This is a genomic window from Bacteroidota bacterium, from assembly GCA_013696965.1.
Taxonomy (GTDB): Bacteria; Bacteroidota; Bacteroidia; order JACCXN01; family JACCXN01; genus JACCXN01.
Genome location: JACCXN010000003.1, coordinates 1 through 18,911, shown reverse-complemented (window position 1 = coordinate 18,911; position 18,911 = coordinate 1). Strand labels below are relative to the sequence as shown.

Below are 18,911 nucleotides of genomic sequence, written 5' to 3'. Positions count from 1 at the left end.
GAGATTAATTCTTTTTACTGTTTGGTTTTTTCTTTTTTATGCTGCTGGCAATCTGAGATGGATTAATTTGCAAACCAATTGAGGGAACAAAGGTAAGTCCTTTAAAGCGGATCATGCTTTGATCTAAAAGCATAAAACTTCCATAATCCTGGTAATACAAAGCAAATGCAGGAAGAAAATAAGCATATTTATAACCAATTTTAAAGTTGAAAAAAGCACCAAAAGATGCATAATTTTTTTTATCGTGAATAGACTGAATATTTGTTGGTGCCTGGGTGTATGTGGTATCGTAAATGTTTTCATTTTCAAAACCATATTTTAAAAAGGTATGTGAATAAACCAAACCAAATGAAAAGTTTCCAAGGCTTTCTTCTTCTCCAAAAGGAATGCTAAAAACAATAGGAATCAAAAAATCCTTGCGTTGCATTTTAAAACCAATTAAATTTTGCACTTTATTTAATCCACTCCATTTGGGAAGTTCATATTTTTTAGAAGAATACTGAATACCAATACTACCATGGTTTCCCTTTTCTCCCGGATTATCGATTGTTCCTGTTGATCCTAAAAACTGGTACATTCCATCAATTGTGTGGGTACCCGATGCATATTTATATCCCAAATCAAACCTTTTATATACCCCATATCTAATGTAATAATTGTAACCAAAACCTAAGGGCTCAACTGCATAAGCTAAAGCTGTTTCATTCAATTTCAGGAGTTTCTCATTTAAAATTACAGTATCTTTTTTCATTAAAGGATTTACAATTCCTTCAGTGTTCCGGTAAAGGGATTGTACAAAATGTGTTGGAATATTGGCAGAAAGATCTATTCCAACTTTAAAATTTTTATGAGGAGTAACTTTACCTGATTGAGTTATTGATCGGGGAGGGGTACAGCCTAATTGAATAAGGATAAATGAAATTAGTATTGAAATAATACCAGTCTTTGTACTATTCATCATTAAAATGAGCTTTAAATACAAAGTTATTATTTTCTTCTTTGAATTATAAGTTCAAAATATTTTTCTAAGGATTTCTTTAATATGTGGTTATTATGTAACTATTTTCTTTGAACAAATAATAGAAATGAGCTTATGTCTAAATATCATTAATTCTCAATTACTCAAATTCTCAAAAAAAAAAAAGGAGGGGTAACATTTTGTTAATCTCTCCTTTTTCTTCTTAGGTATGATAATATGGGTTTATTCTTTTTATTTTCACCCAAATACCTTTTTTAATAAATCAGATATTCGTGCTGAAGGATCTTTTCTTATTTTTAATTCCTCTTCAGCCAGAAGAACGAACAAACCTTCAATAGCTTTAAGTGTTACATACTCCTCCAGATTAGGATTTACTTTTTTGGCCCCAGGCACTTTATTGTAATTGGTTGCTAATGGTGTCCAGAATTTGGTAACCTGAACTTTATTGATTGCTTGCTGAACAATTGGTTTGAATTTAGCCCTTAATTCTGCTGAAGTTTTATCATTTAAAAATTCTGTGGCCGCATTATCAGCTCCCTTTAAGATCGTAAATCCATCTGTTACCGACATTGATTTTATTGCGTTAATAAAAATCGGTGCTGCTTCTTTTGAAGCTTCCTCTGCTGCGCGATTTAAAGACAAAACAAATTTATCAACCTGTGGCTTCATTCCTAATTTTTCAGCCGTTGTCTTTACTTGAATTACTTCCTTTGGAAAAGGGATTTTTATTTTTGGGTTTTTATTAAACCCATCTGTAACGGATGCAGAGGCCGTTGATTTATTTATACCAACTGTCAATGCTTCTCTTAAACCACTTACAACTTCATCATTCGTTAATTTAGGTACTTGTCCACTTTTTATTAGATCATTCGACTTGTCAAGAGCATTGTTGAGATTTATCTGAGCTATAAGCCCATTGCTGATACAGGTTATACCAAACAAAATTAGCATGATTTTTTTCATAATTTAATTTTTAAGTGATTATGGACACCACATTAACAACAATGCTGCCAATTTATTATTTTTGTACTTCTTGGATTAAATATAGTATGAATTATATAGATAAAAATGTTTGCCGAAATTATAACAATTGGTGATGAAATCCTAATAGGACAGGTAATAGATACCAATTCGGCCTGGATTGCAGCTGAATTAAATTTAATCGGGTTTAGGGTTAAACAAATAACTTCTGTTTCTGATGAGAAGGATCATATTCTTGAATCACTTGAAAATGCTCAAAAAAGAGCTGATTTAATTCTTATTACAGGAGGGTTAGGACCAACACGTGATGATAAAACAAAACTTGCACTTTGTGAATATTTCAAAACCAGGTTAATTTTTAATGAACAGGCCTATAAAAATATTGAACGGATTTTCACTTCCAGAAATATTGAAATTACTTCAGAAAACAGAAAACAAGCAGAACTTCCCGAAGCCTGCACACCTTTAAGGAACCTCGAGGGAACTGCTTTCGGTATGTTATTCGAAAAGAATGGTAAAATGATTTTTTCGCTTCCGGGAGTGCCTTATGAAATGAAATATTTACTCACAAATGAAGTGCTTCCAAGGGTAATAAAAAAATTCAAAGCTCCATTTGTAATTCATAAAACCATATTAACACAGGGAGTAAGTGAATCAGTTCTTGCACAAGCAATTGAAAAATGGGAGCTTAATTTGCCAGAACATGTAAAACTGGCTTATTTGCCATCCCCGGGTAGTGTGCGTTTAAGACTTTCATCTGTGGGTGATAATGAAATTGTTCTTAAAGAAACGATAAAAAATTATTCGAATCAGCTTACCCAATTAATACCCGAATGGATTTGTGGCTATAATGGAGAAACCCTGCAGGAAATTGTTGGAAATTTATTAACTGAAAGTAAAAAAACAGTATCAACTGCGGAAAGCTGTAGTGGAGGATATATTTCACATCTTATAACCTCTATTTCAGGAAGCTCAAATTATTTCATTGGATCTATTGTTGCATATTCAAATCAGGTTAAAATTAATGAACTTGGCATTGAAAATGAAACAATCAATCAAAATGGAGCAGTGAGCAGGGAAGTGGCCGAAGAAATGGCTATTGCATGCAAAATTAAATTCAATTCTGATTATGCCATTGCTGTTACCGGAATAGCCGGCCCCTTAGGAGGCACTGCTGAAAAGCCTGTTGGTACGGTGTGGATTGCAATTTCTTCTCCCAAAAATACAATAAGCATGAAATTTCTTTTTGGGGAAAACAGGGAGAGAAACATTTTGAAAACTTCACTTACAGCATTGAATATGCTGAGAAAGGAAATTGTAAAGGAAAATAACCTTATTGACTTGTAAAACAGTTTGTTTGTTTTTTCTTTGCCTGAATTCTCTTTGGCCATAAGGCGATTTCTTTTTTTAAATTAACCCACTGTTTATAAAATCGAAAAGAATAATAGTATTTTCCTTCTACTTTTTAAGTGTGTCTGCCGTATTTTGTAACTTAAGTAGAATCTTATCAAGAAGAAGTTTTGTGTCTTGTTGATTCCCAAGTTTAAAAGCTTCTTCAGCAATAGGTTTAGCCTCCTCATATCTTTCAACCTTGTATAGCAATGAGGCATAAGTATCCAAAGATTCCCAACTGCGGTATCCTTCAATTGATTTGGCCGACCAATTCACTGCAGCATTCAATACAATAGGATTGTTTATATTTTCATAAACATCCCAGGAAACTTTATTCAATAAATGTGTATCAATTTGATCCCTCTCTACTTGTACATACAATTGATTAAATTCATTTAAGAAATTAGCAACAGAATCACTTTCCATTTCCAAATAGTCTTGGATCCCACCGTTTCCATCATAAAATTGATTCATGAAATCGGTTTTTTTCTTTTGTGTTAAATATATATCGTAGTTTAAATTAAGATGCATAATGGATTCACGGGTATAATTAAAATAAAAAGCTACCGCCATAAAGCATAAAATATATACTGTTCTTTTAAAAATTGGGCGAATTTTATCACGGTTAAGAAAAGTTACAGCTCCTGTTATCAATATAAGTGGAATAGCAACATAAGGAATATACATGTTTCCTGGCCAGTGTTGCATTTTGAATATTATATTGATAAAAGACATGCTAATGGCAATGCTAAGCAGATAACCTATCCATAAAGGTCCATGATTAACCTTTTTTACCATAATGAAATATGCGCATAACATTAAAATACTAACAATTAGCAAGGGTCCTGCCCCTGGCCAGTGTAAGGCCTTAAACATGAAACCCAGAAAGAAAATTGCAAGGGCAATCTTGAAAAGATAGGCCAGAATTTTTTGAAAATTTGAATGAGAACCGAAAGCATCCTCAGCTTTTTTATGGTCAAAATCAAATATAATAGGGATAAATAAATTCATTAAATAATGAATAAAAAGGAACATAAAACCTGCTGCCATTATAAAACCTCCTAATGGTAATCTGAAAGTTCTCAATACTAATGCCAGTATAATTACACTCCAACAAATCCAGTGTACGGGTTTATCTACCCTGTAATAGAATTCCTGCATGGTAATATAAAATGATTTAATTGCTGCTTTTAGACTCCCCAGCATAAAATAAATCATAGATAACATTGCAACAAAAAACAGAATTGCCGAAAGCCATGGAGATATAAATAAACCACTGGTAACAATGATTATAAAAAACATAGAAATGCCAAGTGTTCTAAAGAATTTCATAAATTCCATAATGGGCAATATTTCATTCTGCTTTTTATATCCTTCGCGTAAAAGGAGCTGTATTTTAGTGCTATAGAGAATTACCTTCGAGTTATTCTTATTTTCTTTTTGCATAAGGAATTCTTCCTTTTCATTAAGTGATTTTGCAAGTTGAAGATATCTGTCAACATAATCTGTCAATTTACTATAACGGAGCCTTGAACCAATTACAGATAGAAAAAATACGGAACAAAAGAGCGCCTGGTAACACAATAGAACCATCAGCCCATTGTTGCTAAAAATAAAAATACAGGAATCATACACATTTTGTCCCGCCGGATTAACTATAGCTTTTAGAATTAAAAAAACATGACGGTTAAAACTATCAATGAATTCAACAGAAAAATCACCAGCTGAAACTATTTGAAGAAACCCGCTAAATGCAAGTGCTCCAAATAATGCAGCTTCAATTACATAAGCATCCATTCTTTCGTTTTCGGCCTTCAGGTTCACCTCAAGATTGATGATTTCTTCATCATTTTGATCTGAATTTAATTCTCCTGACAGCTCCTGATGCTCCTTTTCTTCTAACTGCAGTTTAATATGTTTATACTGTGGTTTTGATTTTGAAAAATTAGTCTGTAGGATCATCAAATAAATGCCGTAGATAAAAAATAGTGCAATTACCAATGCTAATGGTAATTCCTCAAAACTAAAAAGTACGGGAACAAATGAACCTATAGCTGTAAGAATAAAAATGAACAGGTAATGCCACGCGGAGTTCTTAATTTTAAACTGAATGTTTTTTATATTGATTTTTGAAACTAAATACTGACCATATTGGGAAATTTCCCTGTCCCTTCTTATGGCAAATGCAGCAATCAACAATGGAATTATTACAACTTGCGTGAAAATAAAAAGAGGGCCAATATTTTTATTCTCCAGCATACCGTAACTCTGAAATGCAAACAGTACAATACACCTTAATAAAAAATCAAGGCTAATTGGAAGAATGCTTGCCGGAACATATACTTTTGTTTTAAACCGGTTTTCCTTTTTTAATTCATACCATTCATTTGACCTGTGTTTAGCTTTTTCGTTTTGTTCATCTGATAATCCCAGGTTATTTATTAATTTACCCCAGGCTTCTACATTAAATGTGTCCGGAATATAATCGTTTCGTTTTTCATCAATTATTCTAAACAAATAAATTATCTCTGTTATCTTAATTCTATCTTCAATGGAAATATCTGATAGAAGATTGTGTAGTGTTTCCGGGCTTTTTATTTTACCGGCTGCAATTTTACCTGAATTTATAGCTGCATTTATTGTTCCTGCATCAATTTGGTTTTCCAAAACAGGGAGAATTGTTTCACGCCATTCGATCCATGTGCCCCCAGTAGGATAAGAAATTTGTTTGCGTAAATAAAGAATAAGAGCAGCAGCAATTCTTAGGTATTCCATGGATTAATTAGGATTAAACTTAATGGTAAAAATAGCATAACGATATATCAAAACAAAGGATAGATATATAAATAGTTATTAAAATCATCTTTTCTTTGAATAATCTTATTCAAGGAGCCTTCATCTATTTTTGCACTATTATTTTTATATCTTTGTTAAATGAAAAACAAGTGATTGTAAGCCTTTGAATCACTCTAGGATTAAAAAAAACGCATTTATAAGAATAGATAATTTTTAAAAAACAATAATTTTTAATGAATTTAGTTTTGTTGTTTGATAAAAAATGCGAAATTTGCACTTTAAATTTGAAAAATAGAAGAAATTATGTCTAAGATTTGTGAACTAACAGGAAAAAAAGCCATAGTAGGAAATAATGTTTCTCATTCTCATAGAAAGACCAGGAGAAAATTTAAAGCTAATTTGGTAGTGAAAAAGTTTTTTATTCCTGAAGAAGATAGATGGATTACATTAAAAGTATCAACATCTGCTTTAAGGACCATTAATAAAAATGGTATTCTTTCTGTATTGAAAAAAGCTAAGGAAAAAGGCTTTTTAACCAAGTAATTATAAAAAAATCCTATAATTTAAACGTTGTTACTATCTTGTAACAACGTTTTTTTTTATTTTTATCATTCAATGCGTAGCAACTCCTATTTATTCCTGTTGATTTGTTTGGTGTGCCTGGCCTTCCAGGCAAGTGCCACTGAGCCTGATAGCTCTGAAGTTAAATACCATCAGTATGAAAATGATTTGTTAAGCAAGGAGTTTCATAAAGGAAGAAGAGCTGCCTTACGGGAATTGTTACCTGAGAATTCCGTTGCTGTATTTTTTTCAAATCCCATTAGAAACAGGTCTAACGATGTAGATTTTAAATACCACCAGGATCCTGATTTTTATTATTTAACCGGACTGAAGGAACCTCATTCCATGCTTGTGATCTTTAAAGAAAAGCAGTTAATTGATTCTGTTAAAACGGATGAAATAATTTTTATTCAGGAACGCAATTCCAAATTAGAAATGTGGAATGGAAGAAGAATGGGAAGAGTGGGGGTAGAGAAATTATTGGGATTTGAAGTAATAAAGATCAACAATGAATTTGCGGATTTTGAATTCGATTTTTCCATGTTTAATAGAATTTTGCACAAACCTTTTCCTGTTGATATCAGAGATGACAATAGGGACAAAGGTGATTTGTTCAGTTTAATAATGCATTTTAAGAGTAAGATTGAAAAGGCGGCTTTTATTGATGATAAAATGCTTAAGGAATTTACAGCCAAACTTCGTGAGGTTAAGCTTGCCCAAGAGATCGTGTTTCTTCGAAAGGCAATAAATGCAACGGTAAGTGCGCATATTGAATTAATGAAAGCCCTGGAGCCAGGAATGACTGAATATCAGTCGGAGGCTATTATTGAATATTTTTTTAAAACAGCCGGAGCCGAGCATCCTGGCTTCCCCTCCATTTTAGGCGGTGGGGAAAATGCCTGCGTTTTACATTATACATCGAACCGAAGAACCTTAGACAGCAATGATTTATTGGTAATTGATGTAGGGGCTGAATACCATGGTTATACTGCAGACGTTACCCGGACTTTGCCTGTTAACGGGAAATATTCCGTAGAGCAAAAGATTATTTATAACATTGTTCTTGAGGCCCAATCTGCTGGAATTACTGCTTGCAGGGCAGGTAACAAGTTTTGGGATCCGCACAATGAGGCAACAAAAGTAATTCAAAAAAGATTGAAGGAAATAGGGATTATTAAAAATTCAATGGAATCTGGCCTTTATTTTATGCATGGCACTTCTCATTATTTAGGCCTTGATGTGCATGACCCAGGTTTATACGGAAATTTAACCCCTGGAAATGTTATTACTGTTGAACCTGGAATTTACATTCCCTACGGATCACCATGTGATCCTAAATGGTGGAACATCGGTGTTCGAATTGAGGATGATATTTTAATTACATCAGGACAGCCTGAAAATTTATCGGGAAAAGCCCCAAGAACTATAGAAGAAATTGAAAGACTTATGAAAGAGCAAAGTCTTTTTAAAATTTTAAGATAAGATGGAGGAAGCAAAAATCAACATGCTTATTAATTCAAGAATAAATTCAACAATAGAAGTTAAAGATGAATTAGTCCAAAAGGATGCTTTAATTGCTGTGATTTCTCAGGTAAACCTTTTAATTGCCAATACCTTTAAAAACTTGTTTTCATAATGCATTCCACCTACGATAAATCTTGGACATTATTCCTGGACAGAGATGGGGTAATAAATGTAAAACGAGAAAATGATTATGTGAAAAACTGGGAAGAATTTCATTTTATTCCGGGAGTATTACAAGCGCTTCCAAAACTTTCAGCTATCTTCGGAAAAATAATCCTTGTTACCAATCAGCAAGGCATTGGTAAGGGTGTTTATTCTGAAAAAAACCTTGAGCTTATTCATGAGAAAATGATAACAAATGTTACAGAAGCTGGAGGGAGAATTGATAAGATATATTACTGCCCGGCTCTTGCCAAGGAAAATCCTGTTTGCAGGAAACCAAACACGGGAATGGCATATCAGGCAAAAGTAGATTTTCCACAAATTGATTTTCATAAATCAGTTATGGTTGGGGATTCAGTTTCTGATATGCAATTTGGTGAAAAACTAGGAATGGATTTGGTTTTTGTTGCTCAAAATCCATTCTCTTTACCTTCCGATTTAAAAGTGTGTATTACCGTTGAAAGCCTTGTAGACTGGGTAGATTCATTATAAAGTTTTTATTTCCCTTGTTTTACTAGTTTAATTCCAAACAATTGAAATAATACTATTTGAGGTAAGCGTTCGTTTATTCTTTGTATTTTTGTCTCCTAAAATAATAGCGAAACAGGGGGTTAAAAGTTTTTAATTTCCAAGTAGTTTTTAAGTCCTAAATTTTATCTTTAATGAAATTAGTTTATTTTTTTATAATCTTCTCAATATATGCCCTTCAGCCTTCAATGGCTCAAAATCCTTCCAAAAGCATAAATGTAACCGATAGTAAAGGCCTTAAGCAAGGGCCATGGAAAAAAGATTACAAGGATGGAAAAACGCGTTATGAAGGTAATTTTGTTGATGATAAACCGAGTGGAACCTTTCGTTATTATTATCCGCTTTCGGGCAAATTAAGTACACTTGCCGAATATTCAAACAATGGAAAGCAAATGAAGGCCATTATGTATCATGAAAATGGCTTAATGAAAGCCACTGGATTGTATATTGATGAGAAAAAAGATGGCGCCTGGAAGTACTTCAATGAGGAAGAATTAATTGTTTCAGAGGAATTTTATCTGAAAGACAAAAACAGCGGTATATGGAAAACCTTTTATCCCTCAGGACAAACAGCTTCTGAGCAAGCATGGATGGATGACAAGGAAAACGGGTTATGGAAAGAATATTTTTCCAATGGAAAAACAAAAGTTGAGGGCAAGTATATTAATGGTTTAATTGAAGGTACTGTTAGTTATTACAACTCGGAGGGTAAATTAAGCATTAGAGGAAATTACATAAATGGAAAAAGAGAAGGAACATGGACTTTTTATAATGACAATGGCAAAATTGAATCAACTAAAAAGTTTGTTAATGACCGGTTAATTGAGCCTGAAGAAGACAAAAAACAATAATGAGCAAAAACGGTAAAATATTGGTTGCAATGAGTGGTGGAATTGATAGTTCTATTGCTGCTATGATGCTTCATGATGAAGGATATGAGGTGATTGGCATCACTATGAAAACATGGGATTATGCTTCCTCTGGTGGTTCGAAAAAAGAAACAGGTTGCTGCAGTTTGGATTCAATAAATGATGCAAGAATACTTGCGGTTAAAAAAGGTTTCCATCACATGATATTGGATATAAGGGAAGAATTTGGTGATTACATCATTGATAATTTTGTAGATGAATACCTGGCCGGAAGAACCCCAAATCCATGTGTGCTTTGTAACACCCACATAAAATGGGAGGCCTTGCTTAAAAGAGCCGATAAATTGGATTGTGAATTCATAGCCACTGGTCATTATGCACAAATTAGGGAAGAAAATGGCAGGCATGTAATTTCTAAAGGAATTGATGAACACAAGGATCAATCCTATGTTTTATGGGGACTTAAACAGGATTGCCTAAAAAGAACAAAGCTTCCCATTGGTGGTTATCACAAAAGTGATATCAGGAAAATAGCCATTGAAAACGGTTACATGGAATTGGCAAATAAAAATGAAAGTTACGAGATATGTTTTGTTCCAGATAATGATTATAGGGGTTTTCTCAAAAGAAGAGTAGAGGGTCTTGAAGAAAAAGTAAACGGAGGAAACTTTATGTTTGCTGACGGTACTATTGTTGGTAAGCACAAGGGTTATCCCTTTTATACAATTGGCCAGCGAAAAGGACTCGAGCTTGCTTTTGGTGAACCAATGTTTGTGACCGAAATTATTCCTGAAACAAATACCGTTATCTTAGGGAAAAAAGAAGCGCTTGAAAAGCAAACAATGCTGGTGAAAAACATTAATTTACAGAAGTATGACAGACTACCGGAAGATACACTTTCATTGACCAAAATCAGGTATAAAGATCCTGGGACAATGAGTACTTTAAATATGAATGCAGATGAAATGGTTGAAGTGATTTTCCATAATAAGGTAATGGGTATTGCACCTGGTCAATCTGCTGTTTTTTATGAAGGAAATGATGTTATTGGAGGCGGTTTTATAAATAAATAAGGGTATAATGAATTTGAATTTTGATTCATTTTCTGGATCAAAAAAAATTAAACGACATGGGGAAATTTTTTGCTTTTCTATTTTTTTTAGCATTTATTCTTGTATTATTTTTTATTCCGGCCTGTAAAAAGAATCAACAAGAAAAACCCTATTTAGGTTATGACTATTTTCCTACTGAACCAGGTAAATGGGTTATTTACTCCATTGATTCAATTGCCTATAGCGACATTACCGGAACCGATACAATTCGATATGAATTAAAGGAATTAATTGATTCCCATTTTACTGATAATGCCGGCCGGCCTTCTCAACGGATTCTGCGATTTACAAGAAAATCCGCCAATGTAAACTGGAAACTTTCCGATGTATGGTTTTCTACCAGTACGGAATCAAAGGCTGAAAAAGTAGAGGAAAACATCAAATTTGTAAAATTAATTTTTCCTGTAAGAAAAGGTAAAATATGGGATGGGAATGCTTTTAATAATTTGGGTGCTGAAGATTATCAATATAACCAAACACATACTTCTCTTACCATTAACAATTTAACTTTTGATTCTACATTAACTGTTCAGCAGGTGGAATCATTCAATCTTATTGAGACTAAAAATTACAAGGAAAGGTATGCAACAGGAGTAGGTTTAATTAACAAAGAAGTAATTGATATTGAAACAGAGGTAAACGGAACAATTAAAAGAGGTTTTAAGTTTAATCAGAATATCTTATCTTACGGAGAATGAAAAAAGAACAGCTTCTGTTTATTTTCCTCTTTTTACTTTGCCTGAATTTACCGGCACAGATATCTCCTGAAAAATTTTGGATTCAGTTTACGGATAAAAACAACAGTTCTTTTTCCCTGTCAAATCCAGCCGATTTTCTTTCCACAAGGGCAATTGAACGAAGAAGCAGGCAACAAATTCCATTGGAGCAAAACGATTTGCCGCTAAACTCATCCTACATAGATAGTATTTTAGCCACTGGCGTAAGTATTATAAACCGTTCAAAATGGTTTAATGCCATTACTATTGCTTCGGATGACTCCCTGGTACTTAATACAATTGCTTCTTTTTCTTTTGTAAAAAAGATTCAAGTAGTTGGTAAACTAAAAAATGAAAGCCAAAAAGAGAATAAATTTTTGCTTAATCAACTAAATGCAGATCAATTAAGAACTGGTTTTATGGCTGAGACAGCAAATGATTCCTTAAACTATGGTATTTCATTTAATCAAATTCAAATGCTTGGTGGCCATAAGCTGCATATAAATGGATTTACAGGAGAGGGAAAAATAATAGCAGTTCTGGATGCTGGTTTTTCCGGAGTTGATACCATTGCTGCTTTTAATAATTTATGGCAAAACAATGCAATTCTTGGTACAAGAGATTTCGTTACTGGGGATACCATGGTTTTTGAAGATAATTCACATGGAATGTATGTTCTTTCTGTTATGGGGGCTTGGTTACCGGGCTTTCTTATCGGAACAGCCCCAGCAGCACAATATTGGCTTTTAAGAACCGAAGATGCTGCATCAGAATATATCCTTGAAGAAGACAACTGGGTGGCGGCTGCTGAATTTGCTGATAGTGCCGGTGTTGATATAATTAATTCCTCCCTGGGTTATACAACTTTTGATGATTCTAATTTTGACCATACTTATTCAGATATGAATGGGAGTTCTACCAGGATTACCATTGGTGCTGATATTGCCGCTTCAAAAGGAATAGTTGTTGTTAACAGTGCTGGAAATTCAGGTTCTTCTGATTGGAAATACATTGGTGCTCCAGCCGATGGCTTTAAAGTATTGGCTGTAGGCGGGGTTGATGAAAACCAAGTGTATGCTTTCTTTAGTTCTATAGGCCCTACTTTTGATGGAAGAGTTAAACCAAATATCACCGCCCAGGGACAGGGAACCATAATTGCAGTGCATTCAAGTGAAGTGTTTCCGGCTAATGGAACCTCTTTTTCAGCTCCACTTATATCTGGTCTTGTTGCTTGCCTTTGGCAGGTTAATCCTTTAAAAACAGCAGCTGAAATTTTTGAGGCTATTGAAAAAAGTGCCCATTTGTACAATAACCCTGATTCACTTTACGGACATGGAATTCCCGATTTTAACAATGCTGCATTGTTGATTTCTGATACTTTTACATTCAATAAACCTAAGGATGATGAATTCCGTTCCTTTCCTAATCCCTTTAGTAATTCATTGACTCTGGAATATTTTTCAAAAGAGGAACAGCAAATAAAAATTGAAGTTTTTGATTTCTCCGGTAAAAATGTTTTTAGTAAAGAGTTTAAAAGCGGGAAGAATAGTTTCAGTCGATTTACTTTAGATGAAAGTGAAAAATGGAGTTCAGGACTTTATTTATTGATTTATAATTCTCCTTCTGGACGTAAATCCCATAAAATAATTAAACATTAATTTTTTTTTTCTTCTAAAATCAATCGTTATCCTGTTACCTGATTTTGCGGTTTTTTCTTTGCAAAAAGAGAAAAAAAATAAATTCATTTAACTTTAAATGACAATAATTTATTTCCCTCAAGAAAACATTCTAAAAGATCATTCTGTTTAACTGGGCCTACACCAGCTGGTGTGCCGGTATAAATAAGATCTCCTCTTTTTAAAGTGAAAAATTTAGAAACATAAGAAATAATTGAATCAATTGTAAAAATCATATCCTTTGAATTTCCCTTTTGCACGGTATTGCCATTTATATTAAGATGGAAATTAAGATCCTTTAAATCATTAAAAGAATCCTTAGAGACAAAAGCCCCTATGGGAGCAGAACTGTCAAAAGCTTTCGCTTTTTCCCATGGTAATCCTTTTTCTTTGCATTCTTGTTGCAGGTCACGGGCAGTGAAATCTATTCCCAGGCTTATTTCTGAGTAGTATTTGTGTGCAAATTTCTCTTCTATATTTTTACCTGGGGAGCTTATTTTTATAACTAATTCCAATTCATGGTGAATTTCCCTGGAGAATTCAGGATAATAAAAGCTCTGCCTGTTTTTTAGTAATGCAGTATCTGGTTTTAAAAAAACAACAGGCTCTTTTGGTACAGCATTGCTAAGTTCCTTTGCATGTTCAGCATAATTTCGGCCAATACAGATAATTTTCATATGTATATAATTTATTCGTTTTTAATTTTTCCTTTAAGGAACTCAAGAATGCTAAAGCATTTGTTTTTTAAATGGCATCCCGATTTATCGGGATAGCCAGGTTATATTCATTGCTGTTTGTGAACGGTTCGTGCATGGCTATTTCATATGTATATAATTTATTCGTTTTTAATTTTTCCTTTAAGGAACTCAAGAATGCTAAAGCATTTGTTTTTTAACTGTCATTTGGTATAGCCATGTTATATTCAATGCTGTTTGTGAACGGTTCGTGCATGGCTATTTCATATGTATATAATTGTTTTTTTAAATGTCATATGGAATACGCCATGTTATATTCATTGCTGTTTGTGAACGGTTCGTGCATGGCTATTTCATATGTGTATAATTTGTTTTTTCGTTGTCGCTGGAATTGTTCATCCATAATTATTTTTTAATTGTATTCACGAATCTTTAATTTCGCACTTTATTCACCCGCGGTTTTGTATACTGTTGGCAATTTCATAGCTTTCATTTTAAAGGATACTGCATTTTGTATTGAGCAAGGTGAAAGGAAATACAGATTACGCTACTTCCCATTGCACCCATTGTAATTTTAATGTAAACTTCCTTTTTTCGTATTGTTTTGCCAAATACCCACATAGCGGCACCTCCATACAGTATTTCTTTTAGAGGCCCTTCGCTGTAGTCTTTTGTTTCAAGGCCCTCCAGCATTGCTTTTCGCTCCAAAGGGCGAAGTTCCAAATCGATCAGCGCCTGTGCATTTTTGCCCCTGTCGTCTCTAAAGAGCACATCCCAAAACTTCTTTTCCTTAAAGTCTTTTAAAAATGACTTTACTTTTGCTTCAATGCTCATTTTTTTGTTTTACGCTGCAAAGCTAATGCCATTTTTTTAATAAACGCAACTATAAAGTTGATATTATAGATTTTAATATACAAAATTCAATGATAAAGTGAATTTAAGCAAAATTTACAGATTTGCCAACCATTCCTCAAAAGCATTATTCCAAAAGCAGTTGACAAAATTCAATTAGTCAAATAGTTCGGTAAATTAAAGGCAAAATGGAATTGAGTAGGGGTATTATTGCCAAAATCGACCGTAATCTGCTCCTCGAGGTATTCATACAGCTCCTGCCAGATAACATGCTAATGAGCCCATCCTTTATTAAAAACCTGAAAATTTTGTCCTTTGGGAACTTATCTTTCCTTTTGCCTGAGGTACAGAAAAAGCGAAGCAACTTCCTTCTCCTGGTTTCACTTTCTACCCAAAGAGAGCCTCCCTGCTTTCTTACAAATTCTTTTACAAGTTTAACCCCAACCCCAGAGCCTTCTTCCTTTCTGGTGCCTTGAGTTGTTATTGTTTTGCGCTCATCAAAAATGCTTTTTCTGATTTCCTCAGTCATTCCAATCCCTGAGTCCTTAACCCTTATTTCTATTAAACCTTCTTCATCTTCTTTAACCTTTACTTTTATTGAAACGTAACCACCATCAGGGGTAAACTTAATGGCATTGGATATAAGATTTTGCAAGATGGACTCCATCATCAAAGTGTCAGCAAAAATTTCTATATCCAAGGGGAGGTTCATTATTTATGGTAATGTTTTTATGAGCAGCAATTTTGGGTTTTGGGTTTTGGATTTTGAATTTGGGATTTGGGATTTGGGATTTGGGATTTGGGATTTGGGATTTGGGATTTGGGATTTTGAAAATATTTCAAATGAATTTTTAAGGCAACTTCTTCAATAAAATTTCTTTTTTATCATTTCTGTGATTATCTTTAAATTAATTAACATACAATTAAGGATAGCAATAATAATGATGGATAGCAATAAGGGAGATAATAACGGAAATAATAACGAAATGTGGTCGCAGGTTGTATTTGAAAAAAGCCCCTTACCCATGCTTATTATTGAATTAGAGGATTTAAGGTTTCTGGCAGCCAACCCTGCGGCAGAAAAACTATTTGGCTATACTAATGAAGAACTGTTAAAACTACATTTTAATGACATTGTTCCCACTGAAGACTATGATAAAGTTGAACAAGCAATAAGGAAAGTAAAACCAGACAATGACATAGGATACACCTTAAGGAATATAAACAGGAACCACGAAATAATTGACGTTTATATAGTAGCCACGCTTATAAAGTTTAACAATATTACCGCCATACTTAAAATTGCTACGGATGTTACAGAAATGAATAAAGCCCAGGCGGTAATAGAAAGTCAGAAATATCACTTTGATGTGCTTTTTAACGCCTCCCCATTTGCCATTGCCCTATGTGATCCGGATGACAGGGTTATTAAAGTCAACGCGGGTTTTGAAAAACTGTTCCTTTTTAAAGAAGAAGAAATAAGGGGAAAGAAACTGGATATAATTGTTCCGGGAGAAAGGCTGGAAGAATATAGGAGAATTTATCAAAAGCTGCAACAAAGGAAAAAAATTCAGATGGAAACGGTACGGCAAACAAAGGATAAAAAGCCCATTGATGTGCTTTTAGTAAAGTATCCGCTGCTTATTTCCAATGAGATTTTGCTTGGTTACTATGGCATGTATATTAATATTTCAGGCCAAAAGACAGCGGAAAGGAAACTATATGAAAATGAACAAATAACAAGTAAAATCATTGATACAGCCCTTGACGCTGTTATACAAATGAATGATAAAGGAAAGGTAACTGGCTGGAACAAGCAGGCTGAGCACATTTTCGGGTATAGCCAAAAAGAAGCCTTAGGCGCCTTCATGAGCAATTTAATAGTTCCGCCTGTTTACAGGGAATCTCACAGGAAAGGATTAAAACATTTCCTTAAAACCGGTGAACAAAAGCTTTTAAATAAACGGATTGAAATTACGGCAATGCACAAAAACGGAACCGAATTTCCTGTAGAATTGGCCATTTCGCCTATCCTCATATCGGGCAAATACAGTTTCAGCGCCTTTTTAAGGGATATTTCAGAACAAAAGCTATGGCAGCAGCAATTAATGGATAACAACTACGAACTGAAAAAAATAAACGCAGAACTTGACCGCTTTGTTTACAGCATATCCCATGATTTAAGGGCGCCCCTTACTAATATTATGGGTCTTTTTAATATAATGGAAGATGTAAAGGAGCAGGCACAACAAAAGATATTGATAAACAAGGGCAGTAACGCAGTTAAAAGACTGGACGATTTCATTAAAACCATTCTTGAATACTCAAGAAACTCAAGGCTTGAAATAAAACCCTCGCTCATTAATTTCGAGGAGCTTATAGCGGAATCATGGGAAAATTATTCCTATATGAAGGGCGCAGAAAAAATCAGCCTGGATGTAAAATCAAATCAAATAATCCCTTTTATTTCTGATAGGGGGCGCATATCCATCATACTGAACAACCTTATTTCAAATGCCATAATATACTCCGATCCTGCCGAAAAAAAACCATGCATTACTGTTGAAATTGAAGTTGATAAGGATTTCGCTCACATTGTTTTTAGAGATAACGGCATTGGTATTGAAAAAAAGTACCAGAAAAAAGTATTTGAAATGTTTTTCAGAGCCTCACAGGAAAGCACAGGTTCAGGCCTGGGCTTGTATATAGTTAAAGAGGTTGTAAAGAAATTGGGCGGAAACATAAAAATGAAATCCGAACTGCAAAAAGGAACTGCCATTATAATTGATTTGCCCAATCAAAAGCTCTGTTAGAGAATAATTTTGATTACCAATATTTCACTCCTAACATGGAGTGTGCTGATTTTAAGATGTCGGGATTAAATAGTGGTGAAAAATAAGCGTCCTGAATCCGGTTTCCCTTTTTCTCTTTTCCCCTTTCTGGGGCAGGTGCGGTTGCTTCCCCATGGGTCGGGAAAGGTTGTGGGGGTGCTTTTTAAGTGTTGCTGTGTAGGTCGTATTTTCCAATTGGTATGGTAAAATGAAAAGTAGTTCCTTTTCCTACCTCACTTTCAACCCAAATCTCTCCTTCCTGTTTATTAATAAAGTCCGCTGCCTCAGCTAAGAAAGGAAGAACATTTTCTTCCATACATTAGACTGGATTTACCTTCAAAAATTAATAGATATTCCTCGAATGGATTTCAGCTATTATTCTTGATTTGGAATACTTTTTAGAACGCATATATTATGCTACTGAAATTCCCCAATTTGTGTAAAAAAATATCCTTTATAAAACATTGTACCAAATTTCATAAGCCGTAATCTGTACAAAAATTTTCTTACTAGAACTCCTGAAACTCTCTCTCTCTCTCTCTACCTCTCTCTCTACCTTTAAATAAACAGGAAATACTTTAGAGGAACGGAACTTGTTAAACCTCGAATTGCATTTGAACTGAAATAAAAACGTCATTTAGCAAATAAATTTTTCCAAATTTTTTTTAAAATTGGAAATCAAAAACTGAATATTGATCATAATTATAAGTTCAACAGTCGTAAAAACTGGGCAACAGCATACTGAATAAATATAAATCTTAATCTATAAATAATGAAAAGAACTACTAAAACAATCCTAACGGTAACAGGTGTTCTCGCAACTTTAAGCTGTTCCAAATTTCTGAAAAAAATTTCGGAGAAGACTTCATTTTAATAAAAAATAAACGAAATCAAATGACAAAAACAACCAAGAAAAAAATCACCACGAATCGTAATAAATTACCCAAATGCCCCACCGGCATCAAAGGTTTTGACGAAGTTACCGAAGGCGGGCTCCCGAAAAACAGAACCACTTTAATTACCGGAAATGCCGGCGCTGGCAAAACTCTTTTTGGGATTGATTTTCTAATCAAGGGTGCCACCGATTTCAACGAGCCGGGCGTTCTCATGTCATTTGAAGAAACAGAAGATGAACTTTATAAAGACGTGGCTTCGCTCAATTTGGATTTGCAAGAACTTGTTTCGCGGAAAAAGATTCTTCTCGAACATGTTATTTTAGAGCGCAAAGACATACAGG

Annotated in this window: 18 protein-coding genes; 11 read left to right on the top strand and 7 right to left on the bottom strand. The window is 34.0% G+C overall.

What is annotated here, in order from left to right; genetic code table 11:
- Positions 1-4 precede the first annotated feature (4 nt).
- Positions 5-961, bottom strand: a complete 957-nt coding sequence (locus H0V01_00130; GenBank protein MBA2581769.1) for a hypothetical protein — start codon at positions 959-961, stop codon at positions 5-7.
- A 255-nt stretch (positions 962-1,216) separates the two neighbouring features.
- Positions 1,217-1,942: a DUF4197 domain-containing protein gene (locus tag H0V01_00125; protein ID MBA2581768.1), complete on the bottom strand. Its 726-nt coding sequence runs from the start codon at positions 1,940-1,942 to the stop codon at positions 1,217-1,219.
- Between the two features lie 105 nt (positions 1,943-2,047).
- Here H0V01_00125 and H0V01_00120 point away from each other — a divergent pair, with 105 nt between their 5' ends.
- Positions 2,048-3,307 (top strand): competence/damage-inducible protein A, encoded by a 1,260-nt coding sequence (locus H0V01_00120; GenBank protein ID MBA2581767.1) that lies wholly within the window; start codon positions 2,048-2,050, stop codon positions 3,305-3,307.
- Positions 3,308-3,418: 111 nt separating this feature from the next.
- On the opposite strand, the gene H0V01_00115 is transcribed toward H0V01_00120, so the two are convergent.
- Entirely contained in the window at positions 3,419-6,127 is a 2,709-nt protein-coding gene (locus H0V01_00115) for a hypothetical protein (protein MBA2581766.1), read from the bottom strand.
- Positions 6,128-6,451: 324 nt separating this feature from the next.
- On the opposite strand from H0V01_00115, the gene H0V01_00110 reads away from it, so the two are divergent.
- From H0V01_00110 to H0V01_00075, 8 genes are all read left to right on the top strand, one after another.
- Positions 6,452-6,691, top strand: coding sequence for a 50S ribosomal protein L28 (locus tag H0V01_00110; GenBank protein ID MBA2581765.1), 240 nt, complete (start codon positions 6,452-6,454; stop codon positions 6,689-6,691).
- Positions 6,692-6,763: 72 nt separating this feature from the next.
- Positions 6,764-8,191 carry an aminopeptidase P family protein gene (locus tag H0V01_00105; protein ID MBA2581764.1) on the top strand — a complete coding sequence of 476 codons (1,428 nt, stop codon included), beginning with the start codon at positions 6,764-6,766 and terminating at the stop codon, positions 8,189-8,191.
- 1 nt (position 8,192) lies between these two features.
- Entirely contained in the window at positions 8,193-8,345 is a 153-nt protein-coding gene (locus H0V01_00100; protein MBA2581763.1) for a hypothetical protein, read from the top strand.
- Entirely contained in the window at positions 8,345-8,887 is a 543-nt protein-coding gene (locus H0V01_00095; protein ID MBA2581762.1) for an HAD family hydrolase, read from the top strand. The genes H0V01_00100 and H0V01_00095 overlap by 1 nt, the downstream gene beginning before the upstream one ends.
- Positions 8,888-9,057: 170 nt before the next feature.
- Positions 9,058-9,774, top strand: a complete 717-nt coding sequence (locus H0V01_00090) for a toxin-antitoxin system YwqK family antitoxin (GenBank protein MBA2581761.1) — start codon at positions 9,058-9,060, stop codon at positions 9,772-9,774.
- Positions 9,774-10,865 (top strand): tRNA 2-thiouridine(34) synthase MnmA, encoded by a 1,092-nt coding sequence (gene mnmA, locus H0V01_00085; GenBank protein MBA2581760.1) that lies wholly within the window; start codon positions 9,774-9,776, stop codon positions 10,863-10,865. The genes H0V01_00090 and mnmA overlap by 1 nt, the downstream gene beginning before the upstream one ends.
- 56 nt (positions 10,866-10,921) lie before the next feature.
- Complete coding sequence (locus H0V01_00080) at positions 10,922-11,602, top strand: hypothetical protein (protein ID MBA2581759.1); 681 nt, start codon at positions 10,922-10,924, stop codon at positions 11,600-11,602.
- Positions 11,599-13,278 carry a S8 family serine peptidase gene (locus tag H0V01_00075; protein ID MBA2581758.1) on the top strand — a complete coding sequence of 560 codons (1,680 nt, stop codon included), beginning with the start codon at positions 11,599-11,601 and terminating at the stop codon, positions 13,276-13,278. The genes H0V01_00080 and H0V01_00075 overlap by 4 nt, the downstream gene beginning before the upstream one ends.
- 83 nt (positions 13,279-13,361) lie before the next feature.
- On the opposite strand, the gene H0V01_00070 is transcribed toward H0V01_00075, so the two are convergent.
- From H0V01_00070 to H0V01_00060, 3 genes are all read right to left on the bottom strand, one after another.
- Positions 13,362-13,973, bottom strand: coding sequence for a fumarylacetoacetate hydrolase family protein (locus H0V01_00070; GenBank protein ID MBA2581757.1), 612 nt, complete (start codon positions 13,971-13,973; stop codon positions 13,362-13,364).
- Between the two features lie 507 nt (positions 13,974-14,480).
- A complete protein-coding gene (locus H0V01_00065) occupies positions 14,481-14,825 on the bottom strand; it encodes a toxin (protein ID MBA2581756.1) in 345 nt (114 codons plus the stop codon).
- A gap of 178 nt (positions 14,826-15,003) precedes the next feature.
- Positions 15,004-15,555, bottom strand: coding sequence for an ATP-binding protein (locus H0V01_00060; protein MBA2581755.1), 552 nt, complete (start codon positions 15,553-15,555; stop codon positions 15,004-15,006).
- Between the two features lie 229 nt (positions 15,556-15,784).
- On the opposite strand from H0V01_00060, the gene H0V01_00055 reads away from it, so the two are divergent.
- On the top strand, positions 15,785-17,656 hold the full coding sequence (locus H0V01_00055) for a PAS domain-containing sensor histidine kinase (protein ID MBA2581754.1): 1,872 nt from the start codon (positions 15,785-15,787) through the stop codon (positions 17,654-17,656).
- Positions 17,657-17,837: 181 nt separating this feature from the next.
- On the opposite strand, the gene H0V01_00050 is transcribed toward H0V01_00055, so the two are convergent.
- Positions 17,838-17,990 carry a hypothetical protein gene (locus H0V01_00050; GenBank protein ID MBA2581753.1) on the bottom strand — a complete coding sequence of 51 codons (153 nt, stop codon included), beginning with the start codon at positions 17,988-17,990 and terminating at the stop codon, positions 17,838-17,840.
- A gap of 578 nt (positions 17,991-18,568) precedes the next feature.
- Here H0V01_00050 and H0V01_00045 point away from each other — a divergent pair.
- The coding region (locus H0V01_00045; protein MBA2581752.1) for a KaiC 1 at positions 18,569-18,911 on the top strand (343 nt) is incomplete at its 3' end.